This window comes from Polyangium sp. 15x6 (assembly GCF_029960785.1).
Classification (GTDB): Bacteria; Myxococcota_A; Polyangia; order Polyangiales; family Polyangiaceae; genus Polyangium.
The window spans coordinates 26064-51609 of sequence record NZ_JASBQE010000016.1; the positions used below are offsets into that span (position 1 = coordinate 26064).

Here is a 25546-nt window from a genome sequence, read left to right on the forward strand (position 1 = left end):
GCCCCCTGCATTAGCAGCTCGCCGGGAGATGTCAGGGGGAACGGAGGCAGGCGCGGCAGCCGGAGCGGAACGTCCCTCCGGAGCGGCGCATGTGTACAGGTGAAACCGGCGCAGGTGTGCAGGTGGAACCGGCGCAGGTGTACAGGGAAAAGGGTTTGCCCGGTGGTTCGTCCGGGCGTTCCGTCACGCTCGGATGGCGTTTTTCCCTCCTGACGGGGCAAACCCGACCCTAAAAGCGGGTTCATTTCGAGGGGGATCTCACGGTAATGGTGGGGCGAGGGGGAAAACCATGAAGCTCTTGCTGGTCGATGATCAGAATGTCGTACGGGAATCGCTGGCCAAGGCCCTGCGGGACGAGCCCGATGTCACGCTCGTCGTGGAGGCGGAGAGCGCGCGTGACGCGCTCTCGCAAAAGAACCGGCAGCCCTTCGACGTCGTCGTGATCGAGCTGTCGCTCGCGGACCGTTGCGGGACGGAGCTCATCCGGCAGCTCAAGTCGTTCGGCGAGACGCGCGTGCTCGTGCTCTCCACCTTCCGTGACGAGTTCCGCGTAGGCGAAGCGATGCGCGCCGGCGCCGACGGGTATCTGTCAAAGCGCTGCCGCATGAAGGAGCTCATCGACGCGATACGCACCGTGGCCAAGGGCCGCACCGCGGTCTCACCCGACGTGAGCGCAGCCATGGTGCGCGCTCTCCAGCGGCGCGACGCCGCCCGCGGAGACGTGCTCGCCTCACTCAGCGAGCGCGAACGTCAGGTGTTACGCCTGCTCGCGATGGGCAGCAGCGCGAAGGAAGTCGCCGCCCACCTCGCCATCAGCGTAAAAACAGTCGAGACGCATCGCGCGCGCCTCTGCGCGAAGGTCGCGACCCACAGCGTCGCCGACCTGACCCGCCTCGCCGTCCGCGCCGGCCTCATCGATATTTGAGAGGAGACGGAGCGGGGCGTTGCCCCGCACCCCAGCAGGGGGCTGTCCGCCCCCTGCACCCCGGACCAGGCACGGCCTGGACCGAAGGCCGAGAAACCGCGCGATGCGCGGTTTCTCGGACGGGCCCGTGGCAAGACCACAGACCACGTTGCCAGCCGAGACGGCAGCGCGCCCGTCATCGCGTCGACACGTTACCGCTGCGGTTTGACTGGCAAGCCCGTCGCCGGTCTTGACCTGGCCGTTCGATGAACTGCGCATCGCGCAGTTCATCGACCCCGGGTCCAGCGCTTGCGCTGGTCCGGGTCCAGGGGTGGACAACCCCTGGTGGGGCCTGGGGCAACGCCCCAGCGCAGCGGCGTCGACATGAGACCTCAGGCCTGACAGGCGCGCGCTGCCGGCGGGATCTCGTAGTCGCGGAATTCGAATGGGTCGCCGAGGCGGCCATCCATGGCGGCGCGGGCGATGTTGTACATCTCCCGCGCGGTCACGTAATGCACCCGGAAACCTTCTCGCTTTCCCAGCCAGGCCAGTGCCTCGTGAAAGCGGCGCTGTGGGGCTCCGAGTAGGCTGTCTGCTTCGCGCTCGGGCGCGCCGTGCGTCGAGAGTTTTACGAATGCCCATTCGGGCTTGCCTCGTACGGACACGCCCTGGTCGATCCAGCGCTCGAGTCGCGGCAGCGTTGCTGGATCTCGCGCCGTCAACGCGCCGGCGTCGATCCTGAGTGGCAGCCCTGGTCCTTGCCGGAGTGACAGCGCCAGCGGACCCTGCATGCAGAGCACTCGCTCCATCCGCCCGTCGCCTACGCTCGCTGGCCGCCCGCGCTCGTGCGCTTTGCGCCGCTTCACGTCGCCGGACGGATAATAGATGCTGTTCACGATCCGCGGCTGCGTCCGGTCTGGCGCCGATGGGAACGTGAAATCGGCGTAACAGCCTAGCTCGTGCAGCAGGTCCAGCTCGTCGTCCACGCCGCAATGGGCGCCGTCGGCGCGCGAATTTGCCAGACACCAGTTTCCGTGGATGAACGCCCATCGATCCACGCCCCGCACCCGCGGCACGAGACTGTGACGACCGAGCGATGCGAGTGTCCCCTCGAATTTCTCTCGCAGCGTGCTCCGCGTGTCCTGGTCGTGGTGCAGGTGCACCTCCACCTCGCCGAGGCCCATCGCCACGAGCTCGGCGATCGGCTCGACCAGCGCCGGATCGTACTGGTCGCCCGGATAAAAAAACGTGTGCCGCGGCGGCCTGCCGTTCGAATCACGGAAGCACGCGGCGAGCGCGGGATAGCCGCGCCGCCACGTCGCCACCCGCGTGAGACCGCGCGAGAGTGGGGCTCGACCCGGGGCCTTCGCGTCGCCCGTCCAGAGCGGCTCGAAGTGATCGCAGATCGCCACGAGCACGTGCTTCGGCCGCGTCACCTCGCCGAAAACGAACCGCTCGACGCCGCGGACGAGCCGCGCCTCGGCCCAGCTCCCCATCCATGGCGCGAACTTCTCGGCCCACGGCGCGATTCGCCCCGCCACCGCTCTCTGCGCGGCCTCCACCTTCATGCAATCGCCCTCCCCTTCGGCGCCCCGCCCACCACGTGCACATCGTTCAGCACGACCCCGAACATGCGCCGGTCGCCGAGCTGCTTTGCTGCGCGCGAGAGCTCGCTGCCCTTCGTCATCCCCGCCCGCGCGAGGAGCAGGCACACGTCGCTCACGTCCTCCAGCACGTTCGCGTCGCCCGAGCCGAGCACCGCGCAGCCGTCGATGACCACGTAATCGTAGCTCTCCTTCAGCGCCCGCACCGCGCCCTCGAACCACGTCGAATGCAGCGCCGTCGGGAAGGCCGCCTCCGTCGCCGGCTCGGCGAGCACGTACAGCGAGGCGCCGATTCGCAGGACGCTCCACGGCTCCCAGCGGCCGCTCATGTGCCGCCGGAGCTGCGCCGAAAAACCCATTTCCTCGGGCACGTGCAGGCCCAGCATCGAGGCGAGACGCGGCCGACCGAGGTTGCCCTCGACCAGCACGACCCGCGCGCGCTCGGCCTCGGCCAGGGTCATTGCGAGCCGCGCCGCGACGGCGCTCTTCCCCTCACCGACCCCCGGGCTCAGCACGCTCACCACGAGCGGACCCTCGCCGCGCCTCTGCTCCAGCCTGTGCCGCAGCACGCGCAGCGCCCCGAGCACCGCGGGAGGCGCCCCGCGCACGAGCTCGAGCGCGCCCTCGTTTTCGGGGTCGAAGGGCGTCCCCACGACCTCGACCTCCGGCGCGAGCATCATCGCGCCCGCGTTTGGATCCCGCAACGAAAGCGCGGTCGGCTCCTCGTCCGCCGACGGCACGTCCGCGAAGTCGTCCGCGATGGACTCGTCCTTCGGCTCCTCGGCGGGCGGCTCCTCGATCGGCGGCGGTTCGCTCTGCGCCTTCGCCAGGTAATCCGCCAGCGTCGCGCCGTAGGGCAGCGTCTCCATGCGGATCCGCTTGGGCGGCAGAGGATCCTCCTCGACCTCCGGGGCGGACGGCGGCGCGCCGAGCGGCATCACGCAGGGTTCGTCGGAGAGCGGCGCGTCCGCCGCCTCCATTCGAACCTCAATCGATCCGCTGTCCGGCGGCCGGCTCTTTGGACCCGTGTCTTCGTGTCTTCGGGACGATGGCGGCGGCGACCCCCACGAATCCCGCGTGGTGAGCGCCGTGCTCGTCTTCGGCTCCGGGATATGCGGCACCGACACGAGCAGCGGCGGCTCGCCGAGCGCTTCGACGTCACCTTCGTCGAGAATCGTCTCGCACAAGAGCACGCGCGTGCCCGCATACCCGAGCGCGAGGAACAGCGCGACGAACGATCCCGCGAAGAACACGCGCCCGCGCCCACGATCCGGCCTCACCGGCAGATAGGCCGGATCCGCGATGACGAGCGCCGCTTCGGCCTCCTCTTCCGCGGCCGTCGCGCTCAGGCTCGCGCCGCGCTCCTTCTCCTGCACCTTGCGGAAATTCTCCCGCGCCCGCTCCAGATCGAGCCGCAGCTTGTGCCACTCGGTCTCGAGCTCCACGATTTCGGGATCGCTCGGGACCTCGGGAGCCGCCTGCGTCCCCACGCTCGTGCCCGTCGTCGTCCCGGTGTTCGGCGTCGGATTCGTGGCCGCGCCCCTCCCGCGCGACGCGCCCGTCCTGTTGCGCGCCGAGATCTGCGCGGCAATCGAGCGACGCTCCTCCTCCAGCGCCGCGCGCCGGCCCGGATCGATTCCTTCCGCGTCGACCGCCGGCGGCGGGGCCCCGCCCGTTCGCAGGAGATCGAGCGTCTTTTCCGCCGTGGCGAGCGCGGCCCTCGCCCGCGCCACCTTCGATTGCGCGGAGATCGCGTCCGGGTGCACCGGCGTGACCTTCTGCAATTTCGTGGCGAGATCCGTCTCCGCCGCGGCGAGCGCCGCTGCGGCCGCGTCCCTTTGCTTCTGCGCGTCGCTCACGTTCACCGGCAGCGGCGGCGGCGCGCCCGGCTTTCCCGGACCGGCGAGCTCGGCGTCGATCTGCGCGAGCCTCTGGAGCAGCCGCGCGAGCACGGGATCCGCGGGCGCTCGTTCCCGGCTCGCCTGGGGCGCGCGATTCGCGGGATTCGACTGCGCGAACGGGGCCGCCGCGCCCGGCTGCGGCGCCGTCGGGGCGTAAGGCGAGTCGTTGATGCCCCAGGTGAATTGCGGGTGCTTGGCGAGGAAGCGCGCGAGCGCCCGGCTCGCGTCCTCGACCGTGCGATTGGCCTCGTCGAGCTCGCGGCGCAAAACATCGTAGTTCAGCGCGGCCGTCGTGAGGTTGTCCTTGCTGTAGTCCGCGATCATCACCTCGGCGATCCGCTTCGTGACGGCTTGCGCCATGGCCGGATCGTGGTGCGAGAACGACAGGGCGAACGTGTCCTGCGTGCGCGCGCGGAAGGAGACGTTCTTCTGCATCTCCGCCACGGCCTCGAGCATCGATTTTTCCGCCAGCTCGGGATAAAGATCGAATTCCTGGATGATCGAGGAGAGCGTGCCACGCGCGAGGACGATCTCCTTCAATCGTGGGCCGAGCCGCGCCGCGCGTTGCGCCGGGCTCTCGCCTTCCCTGCCCGCCCGGACGACCTCGCGGTACACGATCGTCGTCTCGCTCCGGTAAATGCGCTTCGTCGAGAGCGCGAGCAAGAGCGACGCGAGGACGAGCGCCGCGGCAATGGCGATCGTGCCCCGCGCATACCTGCGCGTTCGTTTCATGAGGACGACGATCCGCGCGAGTCGCTCGCGCGGTGTGCTCTCGGTGCTCAGGCGGACCATGTGCTCCCTCCGCGCTCGGGCGCGAGGAGCCTTCCGGCAATGATTATGCTCGGCGCCTCCTCGGGCCACTTGGTTGTCGAGAACATACAATTCAGCCCATCACGTGCAGCACGATCCACACGATCGGGAAGAGCAAGAGACAAGCCGCGCAGACGGTCGCGGCTTCGCGCAGGTCGATGCGCACCGAGAAGCGCGGATCCTCTGCGCGCGCCGCCTGGTAGAGCGCCGCGGAGGCGCCGAGCTGCATGTAAAGAAACTCCTTGTACGACCACGACAGGAAAAAGATCCCGACGTACGCCCCGACGAGCGAGATCGCGAGCGCCGGCGCGATGCGGCGGAGCTCCGCGTCCACGTCGTACGAGCCGAACCACAATTTCACGGGCACCTTGATCGCGCCGTAGAGCAAGAGCGAAAAGAGGCAAGCCCCGATGATCCCCGTCTCCGCCGCGGCGAGCAGGTAGCTGTTGTGCGCCGTGAGCCCGCGCGTCGATTCGTCGGCGAATTGACCGACCCCGAAGCCGATCCCCTTCGATCGCCGGATCATCGTGAGCGCCTCGGCCACGAGATCGAGACGTTCGTCGGCGGACGCCTCCGCTTCCGCCCCGCTCCGACCGCCGAGCAGGAGCACGGGCGGAAATGCGATGCACCCAATGACGACGCCGAAGATCCCCGCGCGCCGTATGAAGGCGAGGCCCATCACGACGAGGAAAACGAGCACGCCCATGCGTGACTGGGAAAAGACGATCATCACCGCGAATGCGGCCGCGACGACGAGCGCCGGGACGACGCGGAAGATCGACCCGATGCTTGCGAGAAGCCGGTCGGTGAGCAGGATCGGGAGCCTCAGCGACGCGGCGCTCGGCTTCTGGTTCGGATCCCGCGACGAACGTTTTCGTTCGGCGAACGCGAGCGCGAAGGGCAGCGCCATCACGGCGGCGAGCGAGAGCTCGTTCGGATCGGCAAGCGTGCCGCGATAACGTACGCGGCCCCCGATCGTGGCCGTGCCGAACGGCCCGACCCGCTCGCAACGGTAATTCACGTCCGGCAGCCCGTCCTTGCGGCAATCGAGCGCGGTCTCGCAGCCGCGCCCGTCGTACTGGAGCTCGCCTTTGCCCTCCCAGTCGCCCTTTTCCGCGATCATGCAGCCATACGGGCTCTGGGACTGGACGAGCGCGACCGTCGTGGCGAAAATCATGCAAACGAGCAGCGTCCAGCAAAAGCGCCGGAGCCCCTTCGTCGTGCCCAGGCCGAGCGCGATCACGCCGAAGATGCAGAGCACGATGGCGAGATCGATTCCCTCTTTTTGCAGGACCGCGGGCCTGCGCACGAGCGTGACGAGCGCCCCCCACAGGAAAAACGCGAGGACGAAGGGAGCGTGCGGCGGCAGATCGACCCGGGCGCGACCGCGCAAAACGTCCGCGGCGAATGCCACGGTGAAGAGCGCGAACACGATGTAGAGGAGCGGCAGCCCGGCGAGGGCCGGCACGAACTCCTGGGGCTTCAAGACGACGAGCGCGCAGAGCACGCACACGATGATCGCGGCCATGTCCCCCGAAGGCGCGCGTTCGAGATGGCTCTCCGCGGCGCGCGTGGCCTCTTTCGTAGCAGGGGACGGCGCTCCGAGCATTCGGGATCACCCTTTGCCATGGGTGAACCTGCTCGTCGGAGGAAAGCCATGGATGTGCACCAAAAGAAGAGAATCGCCCGGGGCGTGAAAGGACGATTCGCGCGGGGATGCCTGCTCCTTCTTGGGCTCGCGGCCTCGGCGAGCTGCGGCGGCGCGCGCCCGAATTACGATTACACGACGGAGCTGCGCGTCATGCGGACGTACACCGTCGGCGCCGGGGACGTGCTCGAGGTGCGCGTCTGGCACAACGATCAATTGAGCCGAAGGGTCACGGTGCGCCCCGACGGATTCGTGACGCTCCCGCTCGTCGGCGACATCGTCTGCGGCGGAAAGACCGTGGAGCAGATCGGCAAGGAGATCACCCAAAAGGGCCAGCAGTTCTACACGGAGCCGCTGGTCGTGTCCGTCGAGGTCGCGGAGCTCCACAGCTATCGCATTTACGTGCTGGGCGAGGTCACGCGTCCGGGCGAGTTCACGCCGACGGGACAGGTCACGGTGCTGCAGGCGATCGCGCTCGCCGGTGGATTCACGCGTTTTGCCGCGCCGAACGAGATCGTCATCGTGCGCAAGGACGCGCATGGCGAGCGGCGGATCCCGTTCGCGTTCTCGGCCGTGGTGAAGGGCGGAGATCTACGCGAGAATTTGCCGCTCCTGACGAATGACACCGTGGTCGTTCCATAGGGCACACCTGGTAACTCCAGCGTGCACCCTGGGCGTTCCAGTTGGGATGCACGATTCCCACGAAATTAGCAGATGCAACGCCGTTGCACTGATTCGTAGTAAAATTCACCCATTACGGATGATTTTCGGCTGCGACGCAGATCGGTATTGACATCAATCGAGAAAAAAAGGAAGGTCCGCATTCTCCGGACCACCGGATCCGTCCGCTCCCACCTTTTTCTCGTCGAGGTGTCAGCCCATGCGTAATCGTCGCCTTGCCACGCTCGCTCCCCTGACGTTTCTCCTCGCGGCCTGCGCCGTCGACGGCCAGGACGTCGACAATCAGGCCGCTCCGCAGGATGAGGGAGATTTGTTCGTCGCCAGGGACGATCAGGCCACCAAGCTCGCGGGGGACCTCAGCCTCGAGAAGATCGTCGCGGAGCGGCCCGATGTCGTGCGCGGGGCCGGCGATCTGGAAGTCCGGCGCGTGCGCATCAACGATGAGGGCGAGGCGATCAACCGCCTCGCGCAGTCGATCCGCGGCGTCCCGGTCTTCGGCGGCGAGGCGATCGTGCGCCTCGATCGGCGCGGCCAGCTCCAGACGGTGCGCGACTACTTGCACCGGAACCTCAAGGTCGAGACGAGGCCGGCCCTCGCCGAGATCGACGCACGCAAGGCCGCGTACAACGCGGTCGACGGCGTGGTCTCGCGCGAGATCGGCACGGATCTCCAGATCGTGCCCCGCCCGATGCTCGGCGCGGCGCTCACGTACCGCGTGCAGCTCGAGGGCACGCTGAACGACGGCTCGCCCACGATGCCGGTCGTCTTCGTCGACGCGCAGACGGGCGAGATCGTCGATCAGTACGACAACCTCCAGACGGGCAAGAGCCTCCAGACCTACACGCTGAACAACGGGACGTCCTTCAACAGCGCCACGCTGAAGCTGACCACGACGGGGACGACCACGACGGGCTCCGGTGACGCCGTCGTGACCCAGGCGCACGAGAACGCCGGTCGCACGTACGACTTCTACTTCAACAACTTCGGCCGCGACAGCTACACCGGCACGGGCTCGACCATCAAGTCGTACGCGCACTACAGCACGGGCTACGTGAACGCGTACTGGGACGGGACGCGGATGGTTTACGGCGACGGCGATAACGTCAATTCGTCGGCGCTCACGGTGCTCGACGTCGTGGCCCACGAGCTCACGCACGCCGTCACCTCGAGCGAGTCGAACCTGACCTACAGCTACGAGTCCGGCGCGCTGAACGAGGCGATGAGCGACATCTTCGGCGCCGCGGTCGAGGCGGCCCGCGACGGCGCCGTCTCGGGCAACACCTGGAAGATCGGCGAGGAGTGCTGGACGCCGGGCACGGCGGGCGACGCGCTCCGCTACATGAACGATCCGGCGATCGCGGGCGATTACGACTACTACCCGACCCGCTACACCGGCTCGCAGGACAACGGCGGCGTGCACTGGAACTCGGGCATCGCGAACCTCGCGTTTTACCTCGCGGTCGCCGGCGGCGTGCACCCGCGCGGCAAGACGTCGAACCAGGTCCCGGCGCTCCATGCGGACGGGTTGACCAGCATCCAGATGGGCGCGGCGATCTTCTACCGCGCCAACACGGACTGCCTCGGCGCAAGCTCGAACTTCGCGGCCGCGCGCACCTGCACGGTCGACGCCGCGACGGCCCTCTACGGCGCGGCCGCGGCCACGTCGATCTCCGAGGCCTGGACGGCCGTGGGCGTGGGCGGCAGCAGCGGCGGCGGCGGCGGCGGGACGTACACGTCGCTCGGCGAGGTGACCGGCATCTCGGTCGGGAAGAGCAAGTGGAGCACGACGTACACGCAGGCGACGCCGGCCGGCGCGGCGACGCTGAAGGTCGAGATCTCCGGTGGCACGGGCGACGCGGATCTCTACGTCCGCCAGGGCTCCGCGCCGACGGCCTCGCTCTACACCTGCCGCCCGTACCTCGAAGGCAACAACGAGGTCTGCGAGATCGCTGCCCCGAGCGGCACGTACTACATCAGGCTGTACGGCTACGCGGCGTCGTCGGGTATCACGCTGAAGACGAGCTACAAGTGATCGAGCGGTAGGCGAGGCGCGCCGCGCGGCAAACCCTGCGCGGCGCGCGCCCTCCCTCATTCCACGCCAAACACCTTCTTCACCTCGTCGACGGGCGTCTCCAGCCAGCGCGCGCCCATCTCGTCGTTGCACGAGAGCGTCCGCGAGATCATGCGATCCACGTAGAGCGTGCCGCGCAGGTGATCCACCTCGTGCTGCAGGATGCGCGCGGGCCAGCCCCGCGCCTCCCAGCGCAGCGGCTCGCCTTTCTCGTCGAAGCCCGTCACCTCCACGGCAAAGTGCCGCTCGACGAGCGCCATGTAGCCCGCGACGGACAGGCAGCCCTCGAAGTACGTCGCCGTCTCCTCGCCGATCACGCGCAGCTCGGGGTTGAAGATGACCGTGAGCGGAAACGGGGCGCGGCCGCGTTCTTCGCGTTGCTCTTTCGTGAGGCGCGCCATGCGGGTGTTATCGTCCTCGAGCACGATCACCTGCAGGCCCACGCCGATCTGCGGGGCGGCGAGGCCCACGCCGGGCGCCTGGCGCATCGCCTCGACCATTTTCTTCACGAGCAGGCGGGAGTCCCGGCTCTTGATCTGATCCCTCGCGACGGGCGCGGCGGCGGCGCGGAGGACGGGGTTACCGGCTTGTACGATCCTGGGCTTCGACATCGGGGCGCGGCATCGTGCCCTCACCCGCGCGTCCGGCGCAAGGAACCGGCCGCGCCGAGCAAACGTGACGCGCCGCGGACGAGCTTTTCCGTCGCGCGGCTCTTCCACGTCGCTTCGGGCAAACACGGCGCGGGCTCGGTCCAGGCGAACGCGTCGAGCCACGCCTCCCAGGGCGGCCGCCGCAGCACGCCGCCGAGGTCGAAGAGCGTGAGATCCGAGAGGCCCGCCGCGCGCGCGATGGCCACGTCGTCGGCGAGATCGGCCGCCGAGCGGTACGTCGCCTCGTCCCCGAGCGCCCCCTTCCCCACCGCGCCGAGCGACACGCCCGCCCGCGCCCCGAAGCGCGCCGCGGCGAGGCGGCACGAGGACGCGAGCAGGGGCCGTACATCGTTGCGGGTCAAAAGACCCCGCGAATAACCTTCGAGCAGCGTGGTGTAGACCATCACGCTCGCGTGATCCCAGGCGATGGATCCGATCGGCGTGCCGAGCCATCGTTCGAATCCCAATCTTTCGTCGTCAAAAAGAACGAGTGGGATGACCGCGGCCGAGACGCGGATCGACGTGGGGACACGCGCGCCGAGGTCCCGCGCGAGGGCGCCGAGGATCGCCGCGCCGTCCTCGGGATGAGGCGCGCTCCTCGCGGGCGGGTCGAGCCCGAGGAGGCGGCGGAGGCGATCGATCGGCGGTTCGAGATCGAGGGCAATTTCCTCGGGCAGGGCACAGGCCGCGTCGAGCTCGTCGACGAGCGTCCGGACGTACGCGGCGAAGCGGGCCGCGTTGTCCACGCTCGCCCAGCGCCCGGCCGCGTCCGCGAGCATCGGCCAGACGGCGAACGGGAGCCCCACGTCCCTCGCGGCCTGGGCGAGCCGCACGAGATCGGCGCGCGGGCCCGGCTGTGCCGCGACGATGAGGCCGATCTTCCGCTCCGCGAGGGCCGCGAGCACGGCCGGCGCCGCGATCTCGGCGTGCGTGACCATCTCGCACCAGATGCGAAGGCCGCGCGGGGCCGTCATGCGCGCCGGATCCTCGACCCCCACGGCGCGGATCGATAAACTCTTCGCCCATGAAGATCCTCTACGGGGTGGTGGGCGAGGGCATGGGGCACGCGATGCGCTCGCGCGTGGTGCTCGAGCACCTGGTCGGCCAGGGGCACGAGATCGAGATCATGGCCTCCGGGCGGGCGGCCGAGTTCCTCACCAAGCGATTCGAGGGCGTGAACAAGATTCACGGCTTCCACATGATCTACGAGGAGAACCGCGTCCGTCGGGGCAAGACGTTGTTCTCGAACGTGACGCAGGGCGCGGCCGGGCTGCCCAAGAACATCGCGGCGTACTTCGAGCTCATCCAGGCGTTCCGCCCCGAGGTCGTGATCAGCGATTTCGAGTCGTGGACCTACCTGTTCGCCAAGACGCATGGACTGCCCATCCTGTCCATCGACAACATGCAGATCATCAACCGGTGCACGCACGGGCCCGACATCATCCGCGGGGACGAGGCGGACTTTACCGTGGCGCGCCTGTTCATCAAAGGAAAACTCCCGTTCTGCGACCATTATCTCGTCACGAGCTTTTTCCGCCCCCCGATCCGCAAGCCCCGCACGACGCTCTACCCGCCGATCCTGCGCCCCGAGATCCTCCGCGCGAACCGGCGCGAGGGCGAGCACTTGCTCGTCTACCAGACCGCCGAAGGGAACGACGCGCTCGCCGATACGCTGCGGAAGACGGGCCTCGAATGCCGCATCTACGGCATGCGCCGCGGGATCCAGGAGGAAGAGGTCGAGGGCAACCTGCGGTATCGGCCCTTCAGCGAGGACGGGTTCATCGACGACCTCGCCTCGGCCCGCGCCGTCATCGCGGGCGGCGGCTTCACGCTCATGGGGGAGGCGGTTTTCCTCCACAAACCCATGCTCGCCGTCCCCATCCGCCACCAGTTCGAGCAGGTCCTGAACGCGCGATACTTGGAGCGCGAAGGGTTTGGCCGGGCAGCGGACTCCCTCGCGGATCCGGCCACGATCCTCGATTTCGTGAAGGTCGTCCCCGAATGCGCGGAGAAGCTCGCCGCGTATTCCCAGAACGGGAACCAGGATCTCTTCGACGGCATCGACGGGCTGCTCGATCGGGCCGCGGCGGGCGTGCTGTCCTGATCAGAAGAAATAGCGGAGGGCCAGGCGTCCGCCGAGCGCGCGGGTCGGCGGGCCGGGCGAGATCGTGTCTCCGGCGGCGCGCCGTGCTTGGGTAAAACCGTACGTCCCGACGAACCCCAGCGTGAGCGCGTCGCGCCCCGTGTAATACACGCCCGCCGCGACGCGCTCCGTCGTGTAGGCCATGGGCGCGCCGCCGAGGATCTCCGCGTTGCGACGATCGAGGCCTCGGTTTTCGCCGCGCTCGAGCCCCGCTTCGAGCATCGCGCCGAGCGGCGCGAGGGGCGCGAGGTCGACCGAGGCGGCGACGGACGCCGCATACGAGCGCGGTGACATGTGGGAATCGAGGCCCGGGCCGCCGTGCAGCCTCGTATCGAGCGCCTCGCCGCCGAACGAGGCCTGAAGCCCCACGTGCCGGCCGAACGATTTCGCCGCGCTCGCGTACACGTGCACGCCGAACGAGCGCTCGTCCACGCGCATCGCCCCGGCCCCGTCGAACGTCTTGAATGCGCAGCCGAGGTCCCCGGCGATCAGGCAGACAATGCGCGCCCTGTCCCGCATCGCCGCGTCCGCCTCGCGCATCATGGCGTCCACGAGCCCGGAGGGACGCGCGCGCACCCCGCCGGCCATGATCAGGCCCGCGCGCAGGCCGACCGAGATGCCGAGCGATTCACTGTGCAGGACCTCGAAGCCGAGGTGCGGGCGGACCTCGTAGCCCATGCGGCCTCCATAATAATAGGTCGACGCCGCGTCGCCCCCGACGCCCATTTGAAAGGCCGCGCGCGCCCCGATCTCCGCGCCGCGCACCGGCGCGATTCCGAAGGCGAGCCGCTCCTCGAACAGGAAAAGCTTCTGGCCGTCGCGGGCGGGGAGCGGCAAGCGCATCGGCCCCGCGGGGGGCGCGCCCGCGCCGTCCTGGACGCGCAGGCCCATCGAGGTGTCGATTCCGACGTGGGTGGTGGTGAATGGACCTTCCAGCAGCACGGGCGGCTGGAAGGTGTGGCCCTCGAGGGTACGCGCCGCGGCCGCTCCGTACTGCATCTCGGCGCGCCCGGACGGAGCGGCGAGGAGCACGGCGAGGGCCGCGGCGCAGGCGATCACTTGATGCGGCAGGCCTTGGTGCTGGTGCCGGTCACGCCGTTGCAGGACTCGCTCGCGGCGCAATCCGCGTCTTGCGTGCAGACCTTGAGGCACTGCGGCTCCGTGGCCGTGTCGCTCGGCTTCCCGCAGATTGCGTCGTCGACACATTCGTCCGCCGCGCCCTCGGTCTCGCATGGCTCCCCCACCTCTGCCGCGGAACATGCAAGCAGAACGGTGGTGAAGGAAGCGAGCGCCAGCGCGACGAGGCTATTTTTGAGCATGAATGTCTCCTTTCGACAGGGGCGTCAGACTATCGCTCGGGCACGGGCGCACGCTCTCCTTTTCTGCCACGAACGGCCATTTTTCTGGTCACGCGGGTGACCATCATGGAGGCCCGCCATCGAAACGAAACACGCGGTCGACACGGAAATGGTTCAATGGCCGGCGCGCCCGTGCGTCATCCCGCATGTCCTCGCAATGGGCGCGCGACTGTGCGGCCCGTCGCGGCCCGCGGGGCGTCCCCTTCGGGTACGACGGATCGTGGGCCGCCGGGCGTGCCCGGGGGTGGGACGGGAGAAACGGCGAGTCGGGGCAGTATGGACGGACCGCCCTTCCGCCAATGGGTTGTCACACGCGCCGGCGGTCGGTCCCGGCTGCATTCGGCCCGACGCACCGCAGCGTCTCGCGCCGCACTCGCGTCCGCTGGATCGGGCAAATCCCACGTTGCGCCGCAATTGTGACAATTGTCACAGTCGATGGAGCGGAAGAGCTCGAGGGCACGAAAGATTCGGGGATCCCGCGAGGAAATCTTTCCCAACCTGCTCGCGTTAAGCTACCCTCCCCGCATTGGAGATCGTCCGACTCTGCCCATTCAGCGTCGCCACCGTGGTGTGGGAAGAGCACCCCGGAGGCTATCGCCTCACGATCGGGGTGAAGGCGACGTTCACGCTGGTCCACGGCGAGACGGCCCTTCTGGCGCCGAAGCAAGACACGGCGCACGGCGATATCTCCTGGGATCACAACCCGCAAGCGGCGCTCTTCGCGCCGAGTGACTTCGTCCCCTACAAGCCGAAGGTCGACGTCGCGTTCTCGGGCCGCGCGTTCGCCCCGGGCGGCGTGCCGACGGAGATGCTCGTGCCGCGCCTGCGCGTGGGGCATTTCGAGAAGTCGCTGCGCGTCTGCGGGCCACGCGTATGGATGCCCGGGCACACCGGCAGCCTGCGTCCGAGCGCCCCCGAGCGGTTCTCCGCGATCCCGCTCCGTTACGAGCTCGCCGCGATGCAAGGCGAGAACATGAGCGGCATCCCCAGCGGCGCCGGGAGCGCAGGCTGGCCCTTGCCGCGCATCGAGACGAGCGAGACGTGTCCGCCCAACGCGACGCCGGGCTTCGGCCCGCTGCCGATCCGCTGGCGCGCCGAGCACCGCGGCGCCCCGGATGATGCCGTCATGTTCGCGCGTCGCATCCGCACCGAGCACGCGATGGCCCCCGAGTCGCTCCCCTTCTCGCTCTTCAATTGCGCCCCGATCGAGCAGCAGATCGACGAGCTCGAGCCCGCGCCCGTGATCGTGCTCGAACACCTGACCCGCAAGGCCTCGCGCTTCGAGTCGAAGCTGCCGAACATCCGCCCGCGCGTGTTTTACGCGCACCAGGGTTCGCTGCGGCCGTTCGAGGTCGACGTGCGTCTCGACACGATCTGGATCGACGGCGTGCGTCTCGTGGCCGTCGTGTCCTGGCGTGGATCGACGCCGGTGCACGAGCCCGACGAGCACGCGCTCGGCCGGATCATCGTGGCCTCCGAGAGCCCCGAGATGACCGTGAGCCTCGAAGACGTGGAGTCGCCCCCCGTCCCGCCCGAGGACTCGAGCCCCAGGCCCATCCTGCCCCGCCCCTTCGAGGGCGAGATCGCCGAGGACGAGGGGTACACGCTCCTGCCGAGCGCGCCCGTGCAGCACACGCCGGAAGAGCCGGCCTCGCTCCCCGTCGAGCCGCTCGCGCTCGCGAGCGGCGGTGGCCTTCCCGCGCGCCCGCGCGACAGCTCGGTGCCGATCCCGCCGTCGGGAGAGCGCCTCATCGAGGATCGCGCGTCGTCGAGGTTCGTCGTGGACGCGGCCTTCCCCGGGCCAGCCGAGCTCGTCGAGCGCGCCACGCGCGGAGAGGTCGGGGACGAGCGGCCCGCGCACGTCGAGACGTCCTGGGAGACGGACGTTTGGCCGGGCGACGCGGCCGCGATGCGGCTGCCACCGCCCCCCACGCCGACGAGCGTTTCGCAGGGCGAGCACACGCCAGACGAAGAGGAAGAAGATCCGGCCGATCGCGCGCCCGCGACCGCGCGCACGGGAACGACGAGCCCGCCGCCGGCGGAGAGCTTCGGCGTGATCACGGAGCGCGATACGCTCGCGCCGCCGACGCTGGTGCCGAGCACGCGAAAGACGGGGACGCTCGCGCCGCCTCCCACGTTGCCCGGCGGGGCCGCCGCCGCGAGTGGTCGGCTGCTCGACGCGCCGCCCACGACCCAGCGCGCCCCCGCGCTCCTCACGTGGACCGATTCGAAGGGCCCGTCCGTCGCGACGCCCGTGAGCGCAGCGCCCGTCTCGCCGGCGGAGAACGCAGCCTTCTTCGCGGCGTCGGCCGTGGCCTCGTCCGGCCCCGCCCTGCCCTCCGCGCCGGTGACGCCGTCGCCGAAGCCTTCGGTCGTCGCGGTCGAGACCCCGCGCCCGTCGGGTGATCGTCGCCGTCCCTCGACGGCGAGCATGGCCGCGCCGCTGCTCATGGCCGCGGAGCTACCGCTCGAACAATGCGCGACCGTGGCCGCTCGGATCGATCGCCGCCCGGAGGACCGCGCTCGCATCCTGTCGGAGATGGGTTTGTCGGAGCAGCGCTGGGTGTCGACCGAGCGGACGTGGATAGGCGCGATCCGCGCCGAGACCGAGCAAGGTCGGTCCGAGCTCCGGCTCGCCTACGATCGGGCGTACGTGCAGCAGCTCGAGATCGAGCGAGGCGCGCTGGAGATCGCCGACTACGCGCGGCTGATGTTCTCGGTCGAGCACAGCGACGCCGACGTGGTGCTCGCGGAGCTCGGCCTCGCGCGCATCTGCCTCGTGCGGATCGAGCGCGTCTGGCAGGAGCGCATGGAGGCCGATCCGGCCTTCCGAGCGCGCGTGCGGGAGGCGCTGGCCTCGGCGCGCCGGGCCTACGCGCGGGTGCACCCCGACGGCCGCGGCGCGACGTTCGCCGAGGCGGCCACGCCCTCGCGGCCACGGTCGAGTGATCGATGACGTGATCGATGACGTGACCGCGGCGTGAAGAATTGACGCCTCGCCCGCCGGCCCAACGTGCGCGGTGGGAGGCGAAGATGAACGCACCGACCGCGATCCTCGTCGCCGCGAACCTCTTCGCGGCGCAGATGGCAGAGACGAACGAGGCCGTCAGGACCCGAACGCCGTGGTTCTGGGTGGTGCTCCTGGTGATCGCCGTGCTCGCGCTCGCCTGGTACTTCCGGGCCGGGACGATCGGACGGAGGCCGTAATCCTCAGGCGCGCGCGAAGTTCGCGCGGCGGCCGGCCCAGGGCGGATCGTCCGGCTCGATGCGGATCAGCACGACCGTGATGTTGTCGCGTCCGCCGTTCGCGTTCGCCGCCTCGACGAGGCGCGTGCACGCCTCGGTGAGGATCGCGTTGTCGTGCACGATGGTTGCGATCTCTTCGTCGGACACGAGCCCGTGCAGGCCGTCGGAGCAGAGGACGAAGACGTCGTGCGGCTCGACGCGCTCGGCGCGCAGGTCGACGTCGACCGTCGGGCTGATGCCGAGCGCGCGCGTGATGACGTTCCTCGGCAGGTACTTGAGATCGAGCTCGGTGAGATCGGGCCGCTCGAGCAGCGCGTCCGAGATGAGCGAGTGGTCGCGCGTGAGCTGCTTGATCTCGTCGCCGCGCAGTCGGTAGCAACGGCTGTCGCCCGCGTGGGCCACGAAGAAGGTGCGATCGTCCGGCGCGTACGCGCCCGCGACGACGGTCGTGCCCATGCCGCGGTGCAAGCGCGAGTCGTCGGCGCGAGCGTAGATCTTCGCGTTCGCCTCGAGCACGGCGGCGCGGAGGCGCTGGCCGACGGTCACGTCGGGCTTGCACTCGTTGCGGAAGTACTTGGCGATAGAGCTCGCGGCCATGCGGCTCGCCACCTCTCCGGACTGATGTCCACCCATGCCGTCCGCGACGACGAACACGTTGAACTCAGGCAGAAGGATGAAGCGATCCTCGTTGTGGTGCCGCTGTCTGCCCACGTCGGATAGGCCTGCCGCGACTGCTCGCATCCGCCGGGCATTGTACGAACATTTTCTGGCCGACGAACAGGTCCTAAACAAGCTTGCTCCTCATGCTGGAGCTCGTCGTCGACAACCCCTACACCCTCGATGTAGCCGTCAGACGCCCCCTCGCCGAAGCGGGAGAGGTCGATCAGGCCCTGGATGCCGCCCGCGCGGCCGCCCGGGCCTTCGCCCCCACGCCGGTGAAGGACCGCGTGGCCCTGTGCCTCGCGGCCGTTTCACGCATGGAAGAGCGGGCAGAGGCGATCGCGGCCGACATCACGGCCATGATGGGCAAGCCCCTGCGTCAGGCGCGTGGCGAGGTGGGCGGGATGGCCAAGCGCGCCCGGTACATGGCGAGCATCGCGGAGGCGTCGCTCGCGGACACGGTGTTGCCGTCCCAGGAGGGCTTCGAGCGGCGGATCGCCCGGGCCCCACTGGGGGTGGTGTTCAACCTGCCTGCATGGAACTACCCGCTGCTCACGGCCGTGAACGTGGTGATCCCGGCCGTTCTCGCGGGGAACGCGGTGATCCTGAAGCACTCGCCGCGGTCGCCGCTCTGCGGGGAGCACTTCGCCGACGCACTGCGTGATGCGGGGGCGCCGGCCGGGCTCGTCCAGGCGCTGCACTGCGATCACGAGATGGCAGGGCGCATCGTGGCCGATCCGCGCGTGGATCACGTGGCGTTCACAGGCTCGGTGGCGGGGGGGCACAAGGTGTACGCCGCGGCGGCGGCCGCGCGCTTCGTGGACGTGGGGCTCGAGCTCGGCGGCAAGGACGCGGCCTACGTGGCGGCGGACGCCGATCTCGAGAAGGCGATCGAGAACATCGTCGACGGCGCTTGCTACAACGCGGGCCAGAGCTGCTGCGCGGTCGAGCGCGTCTACGTGCACCGGAGCTTGTACGAGAAGTTCGTCGAGGGGTGTCTCGCGCTCATGAAGACCTACCGTCTCGGCGATCCGATGGTCGCCGAGACGAACATGGGTCCGATCGCGCAGCCACATCACCCAGCGTTCATCCAGGCGCAGATCGATCGCGCGATCGCCGCAGGCGCGAAGGTTCTCTTGGGAGGCAAACGAACGCAGGTGGACGGGCGCGGGCGTTTCTTCGAGCCCACGCTGCTCGTGAACGTCGATCCACGCATGGACGTGATGCGAGTCGAGACGTTCGGTCCCGTGCTGCCGATCGCGGCCGTGGGCTCGGACGAGGAGGCCGTGGCGCTGGCGAACGACAGCGATCTCGGTCTCACAGCGAGCATCTGGACGCAGGACCGAGAGCGCGCAGTGCGGCTCGCAAAGCAGCTCGATGTAGGCACTGTCTACATGAACCAGTGCGACACGCTCGACCCAGCCCTGCCATGGACCGGCGTGAAGGACAGCGGCAAAGGCTCGACCCTGTCCACGCTCGGCTTCCTGCACCTCACACGGCCAAAGGCGCTGAACTTCAAGCTCTGAGCGGGGCGTTGCCCCGCACCCCAGCAGGGGGCTGTCCGCCCCCTGCACCCCGGACCAGGCACGGCCTGGACCGAGGGCGGATGAACCGCGCGATGCGCGGTTCATCCGACGGGCCCGAACGTCGCCGGTCTTGACCTGGCCCGTTCGATGAACTGCGCATCGCGCAGTTCATCGACCCCGAGTCCAGCGCTTGCGCTGGTCCCGGGTCCAGGGGTGGACAACCCCTGGTCGGGGTCCGGGGTGAAACCCCGGCGCTGCGCCTACGCTTCGAACTGGTAGGTCGCGCGCTCTGCGCCTTCGACCTTCACGACGATGCGGTTTGGCTCGAGGTGCACGACGGCGTGTGCGGCGGCGGGGCGACCGGGCGCGTCGTCGTCGAGGTTCTCGATGAGGCTCTGCAGCGTGACGAACGGGATGCCGTCGATCACGTCGAGGTGGTTCCAGTGCAGGTGACCGTTGAAGACGGCGCGCACGATGCCGCTCTCGCGCAGGATTGCGCGGAGCGCGCGACGCTCCTCGACGAGACAGATGTGAGGCGAGCCTTCGAACCAGCGGTTGCCGCGGAGGTCCTGATCGGCTGCGCTGTGGTGCATGAGGACGATGGTCGGCGCGTGGGTCGCGGCGAGATCCTCGCGCAGCCAGCGGAGCTGCTCTTCGCCCACGGTGACGTCGCGATCCTTGCGCTCGCGCGTGTGGAGCACGACGAAGTGGAAGCTGCCGCGATCGAACGAGTGGTAGAGCCGATCGAGGTCGGGGCGTTGCCAGACCGAGAGGAGCTCCGAAGGCGCGAGGTGCGCGGTGTCGTGGTTGCCTGCGACGTTCACGAGCTCGGCGCGCGCGCCTCGTAGAAGGTTCACGCATGCGGCGTAGCGGGCGAGATCGGCGTCGTGCCCTTCGTCCTCGATGTCGTCGCCGAGGTTCACGACGAGGTCGGGCTTCACGACGTCGTTCATGCGGGCGACGAAGGCCTTCGCGAGGCTGGGGGCGCTGCGCGTCAACTTGCGCAGCTTGCCCGCGAATCCAGCTTCGGGGCCGAAGTGGAGATCCGTGATCAGGCCGAGCGTGAGCATGCGGATCTCACTTCTTGTCGTGCTTCGAGCCGCCGAGACAGGGCGGCGACTGGAAGCCCTGGCTGCCTTCGGCCTCGTACTGCGCGGGCGTGAGCGCGCGGAGTGTGAGCGCGTGCAGGCCCGAGCGCAGCTCGGTCGCGAGGGCCGTGTGCACCTTGCGATGCCTGTCGATCGTGCCGAGGCCCTCGAAGGCGGGGCTCACGACGAGCACCTTGAAGTGCGTCTCGGAGCCCGCGGGCACGTTGTGGTTCTTGCTCTCGTTCTCGACCGCGAGGAACACGGGCGCGAGGGCCTCGGTGAGCTTCTGCTCGATTCTCTCCTGGCGTGACACGCGGCGAGGATAGCGCATCCCTCCCATCCTGCTCGGGCCTGGGTTACAAAGGCGCGATGACACGCTTTCCGCATGCTTTCTTGCGCTCCTTGCGCGCCTCGGGGCCCTCGCTCGTCCTCTGCGCGGCCCTGCTCGCCGGCTGCACCGAGGAGAGCGACGACACCACCACGGAGACGATCGAGACCGACCCGCCCACGATCTCCATCAAGAGCCCCGCGGAAGGTGCCTGCGTCTCGATCGGCGAGGCGCCGGACGTGCGGATTCCCTTCGTGCTCGAAGTAAAAGCGCTCTTCCTCAGGCCGCCCGGGTACTGCGGGGACACGACGGCGTGCGGACACCTCGAGCTGTCGGCGAACGGCAAGGTCGTGAGCCGCGGCTCGGGGACGGTCGTGGAGTTCCCGATGATCGGCGTGGCGGATCGGTACGACACGTTCAACGTGGAGATCGTCGCGGTGGACGACGAGGGCGATCCGCTGCAAGGCGGCGAAGGGAGCGTGCTCCGCGCGACGCGGACGATCACGACCGCGCCCTCGTGCGACACGGGCGGAGGTGCGTGATGCTGGCGCGACGCTCGAGCCGCGGGAAACAGGCTGCACGCGCGATCGTCTCCGCGATGGCCTTGCTCCTGGCCGCGGGGAGCTGCGTCGCGCCGCCGCCGCCGAAGACAACGCCGACGTCGGAGGTCCGCTGCGACAAGGCCGCGCTCTCGACGTGCGAAGGCGCGATCGCCGCGGCCGCGCGGGAAGAGCGAGATCCGACGGCGTTGCTCGATGCGTACGCCGCCGCGCGAGCCGAGCGCGACACGGCCGACCGATGGGCGTCGCTCTGGCGCGCCGTGAAGTCCGAGCCGAAGGCGCGCGGCGCGAAGTCCGTCGTCCTGCGCGAGCACGACGACAGCTCCTCGCCGCGGGTCTCCGAGCGCAGAGGAGGCGTGGAGATCCGGACCGCGCCGCTGCCTCGGCTGGAGTCGATCGACGAGGCGCTTCTGCTCGCCGCGATGGGGACGTCGCTCGGCTGGGAGACGATCGCGCGCGTCCGTGTCGACGCCGGGATGCTGGCGGAGATCTTTCCGAACGATCCGCTCCGCCCGTTCATGGGCGGTTTGCCGCCCGTCGTGAAGGACGTGATCGCGCGGGATCTCGATGCCTTGATCGAGCTCGACCTCGACATCGCGCAAGCGGCGAGGCGCGCCGCGGAGCACGCCGCGAGCTTCCGCTACGTCGACGCGGCCAGCGAGGCCGAGCGCCTGTACGAGCTGCTCGATCGGCGCCGAACGCGAAGCCAGCGCCAGCCGTCGCACCCTTCGGAAGAAGCCGAACCCGTGCTCCGTGGCAGGTACCTGCTCACGCTCCTCGAGAGCGCGGGCATCGCGCTCGAACCTCCGCCGGGCCCGTGGATCTCGCCTTATCCGAATGCTCGTTCGAGCGGGCCCACCGGCCCGGACACGCTCCGCGACGGCACGCCGTACGGGCACCTCCTGCGCGTCCGGGCCGCCGAGGACGACGGCGCGACCTGGAAGGTGCTCGGTGACGCCATCCTCGCGGCCGTGCCGGAGGGCAAACGCGAGGGGATCCGCGCGCTCTTCGGCCCCCAGGAGGCGTGCGTCACCGCGGCGCCGCCGAGCTTCCAGGGGCCCGACGATCTCGTCTTCGCGTACGCGATGGGCCGCGCGCTCACGCCCTCGCTCACGCTCGACGCGACCCGGAAGAACCTGCTTCCGCTCGCGGAGTGGCTCCCCCGGTACGACACCTTCGTTCGCGCCGTGGACGACGCCCGTACGACGTGGGCCCACGCCTTCGCGCTCACGCAGCAGCGCGGCGAGCTCTCGGGGATCTCGCTTGCGCAGACACCCTCGTACCGGCGTGTCTCCACGCTCGTCTCCGCCCACCTCGCTGCGCTCTCGCAGCTCCACCAGGCCCACCCCGATCGCCTGCGCTCGATGAGCGTGGTCACGCTCGCGTACGCCCCCGGCCTCGTCTCCGACGCGCCGCTGCGGGACGCGCTCGTCGATCTGCTGCGGCGCACGATCGAGGAGCGGCTCGCCCGCGCGAAGGACGCGGCCGAGGTCTTCGAGGCCGCCTTCACCGGAGCCCTGGCCGCGACGGCGTATCCGGCGGCGATCCAGAGCGCGTTCTACACGGGCCTGCTCGGCGCGTTTCGCACGAAGCTCGACGGGGATCTCGCCAAGCAGAGCGGCTGGGGCGTGGCCGGGCTCTTCACCGCCGACGTGCTCGTGCGCCTGCTCCTCGGTGATCGACCCGATCTCGACGCGGCCGCGGCGCGGATCGGGCAGGCCCTCGCCGATCCGTCCGTCGCGCGGCGCCCGCTCGCGCGCCTCGCCGCGAGCGTGGCCCGTTATCTCGCGCTCGGGAGCGCCGGCAAGCTCGACCCCGAGGCCGCGGACCCCGCCCGCTTCCCCGCCGATCGCAAGGCCGCGCGGGATGCTCTGCGCGAGGCGATCGCCGGCCTCGGCGACGGCGCGGAGCCCATGCCCGCGGGCCTGCTCGAGGACGTGGTGACCCTTGGGGATCAAACGATCTCCGCGCTCGCCACGATCCTCCTCGACAAGCCCTCCGGATCCGAGCCGAAGTGTGGCGGCGCGAAGAGCGGGCCGAGCCCCGCGGCCAGGCGCGTGCTCGCGCGGCTCGGTGACGTGCGGAGGCGCATCCTCGCGAGCCCTTCGTACGCCAAGGGGGATGGCGCGACGATCCGCCGCGCGCGGTTCGTCGTGACGATCCTGTCGGACGCGATCGACCTCGCGTCGCCGCGCAAGAGCAAGGCGACGCCGTTCGCGTTCGTGATCCCTACGGCGGACGCCGAGCGCGCCGTGCAGGCCGGGCTCGCCGAGTGGGACGAGCGCGCGTTCGCCGACGCGATCACGTCGATCTACGGCCTCGTCCGGACGTACCTCGCAGAGCCGAAGGCGTCGTCGATCGACCCGACGCGCGTGAAGCGCCTGCTCGGCGCGCTCGCCGCGATCTTCCGCGACGAACACGCGGGCACGACGGTCGGCCTCCTCGACGAGCTCGCTCGCGCCGCCGCCGTGGAGAACACGCAAGGCGGGCTCGATGCGCTGCTCGTCTCGCTCTCCAGCACCTTGCGAGCGCAGGGGAAGCGTGATCAGGCCGATTTTTGTCTGCTCGGCGGCGTGCTCGTCTCGGTCGCCACGGACAAACCGCCGCCCGACACCGCGATCGCCGCGGCGTCCGACGGCGCCTCCGAGCTCGGCTGGGCCCTGCGGTTCGCGCGTGAGGTCTTCCGGGCGCGCCATGGAGAGCCGCCGCGCCCGAGCGAGTACGCCGAGGGCATGCGCGGAGCGGTCGCGCGCGCCTGCGAGGATCCCGCGGCCGCGGATGCCGTGGTCTCCGTGATGGACGCGATGAAGCTCGCGAACACCGGCGACCGCACGAAGGCGCGCGAAAAACTCGACGCGTTCCTCGCGAAGGCCGAGTCGAGCGGGCTCGTGATGCCCCGCATGTCGTACCGCTACGAGGAGAAGACCGTCTCCAAGGTCTTCAACGTGAGCTTCGACGTCTCCTTCGGCGCGGGCCTGGTCGAAGGCTCGTCCACGTTCCAGATGGGCCTCGGCGTGCGCTCGCCCGGCAAGCCCGAGGGTTCGTTCGTCGCGCGTCTCGCGCCGATCGCCGGCCCCGAGCGCGACACCGAAGCCGCGCGCTACTACGTGCACGCCGCGGCGATCGACGCCGCTTACCACTTCCTCGACGGCGACGTCGAGCGCGGCGCCTCCGCCGCCTCCCGCGCGATCGACGCCGCGATCTTCGGCGTTCGCCTCGGCGGCCGCTCCCTCGGCCCGCCCGACCCGAAGACCATCGCCGCCGACGCGCGCGCGGTCCTCGCCGTCACGGCCGTCCTCGCCGCCGACGCTGGCATGCCCTTGCTCGCCGGCGACCTCTGGTCCCTCGTCCGCGCCACGCTCGAAGGCGACACCGACGACGCCGCGCTGCGGGACATCCTCTCCACGCCCCCCGTCGCCTTCGCCGGCATGCCAGCGGCAAAACCCGTGCTCGATCGCGCGGCGCGCGCCCTCGCCGTGCTCGGCGAACCCCTCGCCTGCACCGAGGACAAGGTCGAGCTCGGCGGCTACGAAGCGCCCGCGTGTGACGCCTACTCCCTCGCCCTCTCGCTCCGCGCCGGCGGCGCGCTCCGCAAGCTCCCGCGGATCCGCCGCGGCGACACCGGCAAGGCCTGCGCCGGCCCCCTGCCCGCCCTCGACGCGTTCCTCGGCGGCATGGAACAGAAGAACTACGACCCCGACGCGTTCACACGCGCCACACTCGAGCTCTCCTCGGCCGGCCGCGTCTACGACGCCGCCGTCCTGCTTGCCCGCCAGCGCCAGCCGACCCACTGCAACCCGAGCCTCGTCACGGCCGCCCGCTCGATCGGCCGGTCGAAGCTCCTCGGACCGAGCCTCCGCGCCGACACGCTCAGCGTCGCCGTCAACTGCGCCACGCTCGACGACGCCGCGCTCGATGATCTCGCCGCGCTCGACGCGGACACGGCGGCCCTCTCCGATCGCAACCGCAACCTCTCGGTGCTCGTCTTCGCGACCGAGCTCGGCCTCGCGCGGAGCCGTTGGGACGTGCTGGCCAAGCTCGCGAGGAGCCCCACGTTCGTCTCGCGATGGCTCGACACCACCCCGCAGGCGTCGCTCTTCGCCCTCGTCCTCGCGCACGCCGCGGCCATCCTCGTGAAGGAGCCCGCCCTCGCCGAGCCCGCTTCGCGCTCGTACGATCTCTTCTGCGTCACGCTCCCGCCCGCGGACAAGGCCGCCTGCGAGGCGGTCCGGGCCATGCAGAAGCCCGAGACGGATCCCGAGGCCCGGGAAAAACTCGCGCGGGAGGCGGTCTCGGCCGCGCTGCAAAGGATCACGCAGAAGGCCCGGCGATGATATCGTCCGCCCGCTTTTCGGCCCGCCGATGAGG

The 25546-nt window shown here is 69.8% G+C and carries 19 protein-coding genes; 9 read left to right on the top strand and 10 right to left on the bottom strand.

Features of this window, described 5'->3' with window-relative positions; genetic code table 11:
* Positions 1-289 precede the first annotated feature (289 nt).
* Positions 290-925 carry a response regulator transcription factor gene (locus QHF83_RS14180; RefSeq protein WP_136934646.1) on the top strand — a complete coding sequence of 212 codons (636 nt, stop codon included), beginning with the start codon at positions 290-292 and terminating at the stop codon, positions 923-925.
* Between the two features lie 371 nt (positions 926-1296).
* On the opposite strand, the gene QHF83_RS14185 is transcribed toward QHF83_RS14180, so the two are convergent.
* The 3 genes from QHF83_RS14185 to QHF83_RS14195 all read right to left on the bottom strand — a co-directional run bounded on the left by QHF83_RS14185 (position 1297) and on the right by QHF83_RS14195 (position 6828).
* Positions 1297-2472: a hypothetical protein gene (locus tag QHF83_RS14185; RefSeq protein ID WP_282418347.1), complete on the bottom strand. Its 1176-nt coding sequence runs from the start codon at positions 2470-2472 to the stop codon at positions 1297-1299.
* Positions 2469-5201, bottom strand: coding sequence for a CpsD/CapB family tyrosine-protein kinase (locus QHF83_RS14190; protein WP_282418348.1), 2733 nt, complete (start codon positions 5199-5201; stop codon positions 2469-2471). The genes QHF83_RS14185 and QHF83_RS14190 overlap by 4 nt, the downstream gene beginning before the upstream one ends.
* A 91-nt stretch (positions 5202-5292) precedes the next feature.
* Positions 5293-6828, bottom strand: a complete 1536-nt coding sequence (locus tag QHF83_RS14195; protein ID WP_282418349.1) for an O-antigen ligase family protein — start codon at positions 6826-6828, stop codon at positions 5293-5295.
* A gap of 84 nt (positions 6829-6912) precedes the next feature.
* On the opposite strand from QHF83_RS14195, the gene QHF83_RS14200 reads away from it, so the two are divergent.
* Positions 6913-7509 (top strand): polysaccharide biosynthesis/export family protein, encoded by a 597-nt coding sequence (locus QHF83_RS14200; protein WP_282418350.1) that lies wholly within the window; start codon positions 6913-6915, stop codon positions 7507-7509.
* A 238-nt stretch (positions 7510-7747) separates the two neighbouring features.
* Positions 7748-9580: a M4 family metallopeptidase gene (locus QHF83_RS14205; RefSeq protein ID WP_282418351.1), complete on the top strand. Its 1833-nt coding sequence runs from the start codon at positions 7748-7750 to the stop codon at positions 9578-9580.
* Positions 9581-9636: 56 nt separating this feature from the next.
* Here QHF83_RS14205 and def read toward each other — a convergent pair whose 3' ends face one another.
* On the bottom strand, positions 9637-10230 hold the full coding sequence (gene def / locus QHF83_RS14210; protein ID WP_282418352.1) for a peptide deformylase: 594 nt from the start codon (positions 10228-10230) through the stop codon (positions 9637-9639).
* A gap of 20 nt (positions 10231-10250) precedes the next feature.
* Positions 10251-11243, bottom strand: coding sequence for a hypothetical protein (locus QHF83_RS14215; protein WP_282418353.1), 993 nt, complete (start codon positions 11241-11243; stop codon positions 10251-10253).
* Between the two features lie 50 nt (positions 11244-11293).
* Here QHF83_RS14215 and QHF83_RS14220 point away from each other — a divergent pair, with 50 nt between their 5' ends.
* The gene (locus QHF83_RS14220) at positions 11294-12373 is read left to right on the top strand and encodes a glycosyltransferase family protein (protein ID WP_282418354.1); all 1080 of its coding nucleotides are present in this window, start codon (positions 11294-11296) and stop codon (positions 12371-12373) included.
* On the opposite strand, the gene QHF83_RS14225 is transcribed toward QHF83_RS14220, so the two are convergent.
* Together QHF83_RS14225 and QHF83_RS14230 are read right to left on the bottom strand one after the other, a co-directional pair.
* On the bottom strand, positions 12374-13471 hold the full coding sequence (locus QHF83_RS14225) for a hypothetical protein (RefSeq protein WP_282418355.1): 1098 nt from the start codon (positions 13469-13471) through the stop codon (positions 12374-12376).
* Complete coding sequence (locus tag QHF83_RS14230; protein ID WP_282418356.1) at positions 13468-13731, bottom strand: hypothetical protein; 264 nt, start codon at positions 13729-13731, stop codon at positions 13468-13470. Before QHF83_RS14230 ends, QHF83_RS14225 begins: the two co-directional genes overlap by 4 nt.
* A gap of 565 nt (positions 13732-14296) precedes the next feature.
* Between QHF83_RS14230 and QHF83_RS14235 the strand changes: the two genes are divergently transcribed.
* Together QHF83_RS14235 and QHF83_RS14240 are read left to right on the top strand one after the other, a co-directional pair.
* Positions 14297-16726: a DUF2169 domain-containing protein gene (locus tag QHF83_RS14235; RefSeq protein ID WP_282418357.1), complete on the top strand. Its 2430-nt coding sequence runs from the start codon at positions 14297-14299 to the stop codon at positions 16724-16726.
* Between the two features lie 77 nt (positions 16727-16803).
* A complete protein-coding gene (locus tag QHF83_RS14240; protein ID WP_282418358.1) occupies positions 16804-16977 on the top strand; it encodes a hypothetical protein in 174 nt (57 codons plus the stop codon).
* 3 nt (positions 16978-16980) lie between these two features.
* Here the strand turns inward: QHF83_RS14240 and QHF83_RS14245 are convergent, their stop codons facing one another.
* The gene (locus QHF83_RS14245; protein ID WP_282418359.1) at positions 16981-17757 is read right to left on the bottom strand and encodes a Stp1/IreP family PP2C-type Ser/Thr phosphatase; all 777 of its coding nucleotides are present in this window, start codon (positions 17755-17757) and stop codon (positions 16981-16983) included.
* 62 nt (positions 17758-17819) lie between these two features.
* Between QHF83_RS14245 and QHF83_RS14250 the strand changes: the two genes are divergently transcribed.
* Positions 17820-19202 carry an aldehyde dehydrogenase family protein gene (locus QHF83_RS14250; protein WP_282418360.1) on the top strand — a complete coding sequence of 461 codons (1383 nt, stop codon included), beginning with the start codon at positions 17820-17822 and terminating at the stop codon, positions 19200-19202.
* Positions 19203-19462: 260 nt separating this feature from the next.
* Here the strand turns inward: QHF83_RS14250 and QHF83_RS14255 are convergent, their stop codons facing one another.
* Together QHF83_RS14255 and QHF83_RS14260 are read right to left on the bottom strand one after the other, a co-directional pair.
* Positions 19463-20272 (bottom strand): metallophosphoesterase, encoded by an 810-nt coding sequence (locus QHF83_RS14255; RefSeq protein ID WP_282418361.1) that lies wholly within the window; start codon positions 20270-20272, stop codon positions 19463-19465.
* Positions 20273-20279: 7 nt separating this feature from the next.
* Complete coding sequence (locus QHF83_RS14260; protein WP_282418362.1) at positions 20280-20621, bottom strand: BolA family protein; 342 nt, start codon at positions 20619-20621, stop codon at positions 20280-20282.
* Between the two features lie 38 nt (positions 20622-20659).
* Between QHF83_RS14260 and QHF83_RS14265 the strand changes: the two genes are divergently transcribed.
* Together QHF83_RS14265 and QHF83_RS14270 are read left to right on the top strand one after the other, a co-directional pair.
* Positions 20660-21160 (top strand): hypothetical protein, encoded by a 501-nt coding sequence (locus QHF83_RS14265; RefSeq protein ID WP_282418363.1) that lies wholly within the window; start codon positions 20660-20662, stop codon positions 21158-21160.
* Positions 21160-25512, top strand: a complete 4353-nt coding sequence (locus QHF83_RS14270; protein WP_282418364.1) for a hypothetical protein — start codon at positions 21160-21162, stop codon at positions 25510-25512. The genes QHF83_RS14265 and QHF83_RS14270 overlap by 1 nt, the downstream gene beginning before the upstream one ends.
* Positions 25513-25546 lie beyond the last annotated feature (34 nt).